This window comes from Actinophytocola sp. (genome assembly GCF_035762905.1).
Lineage (GTDB): Bacteria > Actinomycetota > Actinomycetes > Mycobacteriales > Pseudonocardiaceae > DASYTH01.
On the sequence record NZ_DASUCC010000001.1, the window covers coordinates 1 to 5,103 of the forward strand.

At 67.9% G+C, this 5,103-nt stretch carries 4 protein-coding genes; all 4 read right to left on the reverse strand.

The annotated features are described in order from the left end of the window. Nucleotides 1–89 precede the first annotated feature (89 nt). On the reverse strand, nt 90–1,943 hold the full coding sequence (locus VFV67_RS00005) for a hypothetical protein (RefSeq protein WP_326466234.1): 1,854 nt from the start codon (nt 1,941–1,943) through the stop codon (nt 90–92). 32 nt (nt 1,944–1,975) lie between these two features. Next, on the reverse strand, nt 1,976–3,232 hold the full coding sequence (locus tag VFV67_RS00010; protein ID WP_326466235.1) for a hypothetical protein: 1,257 nt from the start codon (nt 3,230–3,232) through the stop codon (nt 1,976–1,978). A gap of 16 nt (nt 3,233–3,248) precedes the next feature. Beyond that, complete coding sequence (locus tag VFV67_RS00015) at nt 3,249–4,067, reverse strand: glycosyltransferase family 2 protein (RefSeq protein ID WP_326466236.1); 819 nt, start codon at nt 4,065–4,067, stop codon at nt 3,249–3,251. Nucleotides 4,068–4,080: 13 nt separating this feature from the next. After that, nucleotides 4,081–5,103 (reverse strand): hypothetical protein (locus tag VFV67_RS00020; protein ID WP_326466237.1); only part of this gene is annotated, 1,023 nt, incomplete at its 5' end.

Sequence of the window (5,103 nt, forward strand, 5' to 3'; positions counted from 1 at the left end):
CCCGATGAGCGTCACCAGCGACAAAGCAAGAGCCGCGAAAGCGAGCACCACGGTGAACCTGCTGACGCCGCTCACGGCCTTCACGGCGCTCATGGCGTCACCCGATACACCCGGGCGTCGGCGTTGCTGAACGCAAGCTCCACACCCTCCTGCGCGCTCAACCACTCCTCCAGCTCAGCGAAACCGCGCGCACTGCCGGCACCCTGGAGCACAAGACTGGCCTCCGACGAACGCATCAGCAACACAACGGCACCGCCAGGACCCTGCCGGGCGAAGTCGTAAACAAGCGGACCACACGTCGCCGTCGACAAATCAGACCGGCACATGTCATCAATCGTCCGGGCCCGGTGATCGAGGTAATCCTCGCTGCGCCACGGCGTCGGGTGGGCCGCCGAGATAATCGACGCCCCCGGCGGCGCGAGACGATGCACCTCAGCGACAGCGGCGATCTCATCATCGGTGAAAACGTCATACTGGGCGTTCCCGAACCGGCCCGTCACAGTCATCACAGCCAGCAGGAAACAAATCAGCGCCAGAGCCCCCGCAGCGCGGAAGGACGGCCGCGTGGGGTCCTGCGCGACGTGGGCGGCGGGGTGTGTGCCGCCGTGCGCGGCGTGGGCGGCGGGGTGTGTGCTGCCGCCCGTGGGAAGCAGGATCGAGCACGCCAGCACAGCGACGAAAGGCAGCGCGAACAGCGAGACACGGATAAGCATCTCCCCGCCGTACAACTGCGCGGGGAAAAGCAGCAGCGGCGTAACGGCCAGGAGGACCACCCGGATATCCAGACGTCCCCTGCGCCAATCGCGCACCGCGCCCGCCGCGGCAAGCGCCCACAGCACAAGAGTCAGAACGATCCGGACCTGCACCACAAGCACATGCCCGGCAGTCCCGCTCAGACGGTCGAGGACGTTCGCCTCCGTCGCGCCCTGCAGTCCCGCTTCCGCCAGCGGCGGGTTCCCGATCAGATACGCACTCGCGGGATAAGCGAGCCAGAGCGTCAGCAAAACTACCGCTATCAACGGCAGCCGGCCCGGCCAGACACGCCCGCTCAACGTCAGCGCGGTGACGGCAATGAGCAGCATAAACGGAGTCAACTGATGGCTCGCGCAAATCACCGCGACCAACAACACCGTCACCACAAGCGCACCCACCCGCAGACCCGGCCGGGTCTCGGCAGGCACCCGCCCCCGCCACCACGCCGCCAGATCGGCACGCCGGAACCCGCGGAACCCGGGGAACCCGGGAGCCCGCGCGGCCAACGGGCCAACGAGCAGCGCGATCACAACAAGATACAAAAAGAAGCCAAAAGCCTGCGGAGACAAATAGTCCTGATCCTGCCAACTGCCAAGGCAAAAAACCCAAAGCACCAACCAGCGCCGCCGCGGATCCCGCGTCAAGTAACCCGTCAGCACACCCAAAGCAACAAGCCACAAACCCACGTTCAACACCGGCGCCCACAAAGCCACAGCCACCGGATCAAGACCCGTCGCCCCCAGCACCGTCGCCAGGAGCGCGAAGAAACCCGGCCAGTTGAAATACGCGTCGATGTCCGGATCAATCCCCCGCGTGTCCGAGAGAACGTCCGCGATGCCCAGATGACGGAACGCAACCTCACCCCGCGGCACATCCGTCACGAACGCCGCAGTCCCGAAAAGCACCAGCACCAGCACCACCACAAGCCACACCATCACCAGCCGGCGCGCCGGACCCGCGGCATCCCCCCGCAACGCCACAACGAAAGCCACATTCAACAACGCAACCCCCACCCAGAACGGGAAAGGCAGCACAGCCACAAGCCCCAAATCACTGGCCACCGGCACAGCCACCGTCGACGCCGCCCCCACCGCAAGCGCCAACGACACCACACCCGCCACCGCACACCACACCTCACGGGCCTTCCAACGCCCCTCCGTCCGAGGAACCACATCCAGCGCGCCCGTCACCGCACCACCCGCATGACGCGCCACAGGACGACTCATCGCGCGCCCCGCGTGACGCGCCGGAGGACGACGACCAGCCGGAGACCGACTCCCGCGGCCCCGATGGAAAGCACCACCAGCCACGCAAGGGCCATGGCGCTGGCGCCCCTGTCGGCGGCCCACAGCGCGGAGGCGCAGAGGGCGACACCGAGCGTCACCCCGACCACGATCGCCTCCGTGTAGCGACCGCGGGCGCGGCACACGGCGTTGTAGGCCTGCAGCACCGCATACGGCACCAGCCCGGCCGCCAACCACCGCAGAGCGCCGGCGGATGAGTCGGCGTAGCGCTCCCCCAGCAGACTGAGCAGCGGGTGCGCGAGGATGACGAGGACTGCGGCAGCCAGCCCTCCAACGGCGATCGACAAACGAAGACTAGCCCAGGTGGTCGACACCAGCCGGTCCGGGTCGCGGACCCCCTCGGAGAACTGCACAATGCCCATCAGCATGGGAGCGGAGTAGGCGGCCCAGGCCATCATCCATGCCGGATACCAGTAGGCAGCTGCCTCCGGCGCCACCATGTGCGCGAGCAGGAGCGGCAGCACCAGCCCGGGGGCGCGCTCCGTGAGGGTGAGGAGCTGGTACGGAAGGCCCATCGCCAGCAGTGGACGGCCGCGCGCCGAGCGCAAGGACGGCCGGGGCCGGTAGCCCACCAGTCTTCGCAGCTGGACCGCGCCGACGATGCACGCCACGGTCGTCCCGAGGGTCCAGCAGGCCATCAGCACGTCGGCTGGGGCGCCGTGCGCTTGCCAGGCCACGAGCGCAGCAGCCCCGAGTGAGACCACACCGCCCAACGCGTATCTTGACGTCGCGCTGGCACCGCGTCCCAGCGCCACGAGCGCCTGATCCAGCACGATGACCAGGGTGCCGGTGACGGCAGCCACGAGGAACGTGAGCCAGAAGAGAACCGATACCAAGGCCGTTTCCGGCATCACGGCCGATTGCAGCACAAGATATCCGAGGGCCAGCACGGTGCCGGCTACGCCCACGATGGCGAACGCCGCGTCCAGCACCCGCGAGGGTGGCTCCCCTCGCCCCACCGACACGATCACGGCCGACCCGGCGCCCAGCACCGCGAGTTGCGTGCAGATCATCACTGCCGAGACCGCGGCCATGGTGAGCCCGACTTCACGGTCGGACGTTGCGCGCGCGGCCACGACCCAGAAGGCGAAACCAGCGCCCGTCTGGGCGGCTTTGGCAACGACGAGTCCGAGCGAACTCCGCAAGGCGGAGTGCCGGACGGTCGAGGCGCCCACGACAACGGTCCCCCGCTCAGCTCTCACGACGCAAACCCCTCGCCATGGCCGCGTAGTTGTACCAGCAGAAGGCGACGTAATAGCGCAGCCAACGAGGCTGACCCTCGGCGAGGCTCAGGGCGCTGCCGCGGACTGCCGCGGCAGCAGGCAGCAGCGCCAACCTCGCACCGCGCCAGCCATGCTTGCGGACCATCCGTCCCAATCCCGTTCCGTCCATGACGAACTGGTCCAGCGCGAAGTCGAAGTCGTCTGCGGCGAAACGATGTTCGACGAAGACCCGGCGTGACACCGCCGTTCGCAGCCCTGACTCCCGCATCCGCCAACGCAGCTCAATGTCCTCCCCCGACTTGAAGGAATCATCGAAACCCACGCCCAGCATCAGGTCTCGGTCGACGATCGTCGCCACGAGCCCGAACCAGTTGCGGCTGCGGCCGGTGCGGTGGTGATGTGCCAGCGCCTGCCCCCAGTACCCCGGTCCAGCGACACTCTCCAAACCGGCCTGGAGGGCGTCGTAGCCGCCGTCCACCAACTCCGTGAGCAGTTCGGCGACCCCTTCGGGCCTGAACACGACGTCGGCGTCGACGAGCAGGACCCAGCGGGTGTTACTGCTCCGCACACCAAGCGTTCGAGCCCATGGCAGCCCGCGGCCCTCGTCACTTAGGACACGGGCACCGGCCTCGAGGGCGAGGTCGACAGTCCGGTCCGTGGAGCATCCGTCCACCACGATGATCTCGGCGACACCGGACTGACGCAGGGCCTCCAGGCAGCGTGGGAGCAGGTCCTCCGCGTTGCGGGCCGGAACGACCGCGGTGACCTCGGAAGGGCTGTGACCCATTCCGTCCACCCCCTCAGATCTGCTCGTCAAGGACAGACGGCAGCAGCTGATCGAGGAACCGGACGATGTCGTCCGACGCCTCGTCCGCCGAGAACGCAGAGGGCACCTGCAGCAGGTGGCAGGGACGTCCGTCGAGCGCCTTGCTCAGCACGACCCCCTTCGCCGCGAAGTGCTCGCGCCATGGAAGGACGGACGTGGCCGCCAGGCCGGTCACGACCCGCTGCGAGAAACCGGCCATCTCAATGTGGAAGTTGCCGAGCATGCGGTCGACCATCCAATCGCTCGTCCGCTCGACGATCCGGGACCGGGAACCTTCGAAGCGCTCGATGTAGACGGCGGCCGCGAGCGGGGCCGAAGTCGTCACTTCCCGCCCCGGGAACGCGTCCCCCGCCTCGACCATGCGGTGCTCCGGCGACCACCGCCGGGAGAAATCCGCGAGGCGCGGATATCGGATGACGTACGGGTGCACCACCGTGGTGAGCCGGCCGACGCTGTCCGAGAGCCGGGAGGGGACCAGGGGCTTCCGGACACCTTCGAACAGGTGCGGGTAGATGGCCCGGTGGTGCGGCTTGATGAACATCGGCTTCGCGTAGCCGAGCATGGTGGCGTCCTCGGCGAGGAAGGCCCAGTCGTCGCCCATGAACGACCAGCCCTCGCGCCGCATCAGTTTGGCGGCGGTGCTCGTCTTACCGGTCCCTCCGGCTGCGGGAAGCGCGATCGCGTGACCGCGGTACGCCATCGTTGCCGCGTGGATCATGCCAGCTCCTCGACCGACCATGGCGGCATCAAGAACAGGGACCACGGAGGTCAACAGCTCACCCGGCCCGTGAATGCGCCACTGCTCTGCGTCCCTCACGACCTGGACACGATCGGCTTGGAAGCGCACGCTGTTCTCCGTGTACGCGAGCTCGTGCTCAACCAGACCTGCATCCGGCATCGGCTCCAGCCGGTCATCGACCACGATGTCGGCCGGCCGCTCAGTATCGGTGGCGAAACACGCCAACATGCTCTGGAGCTGGGCCGCTGCCGGCGCCTC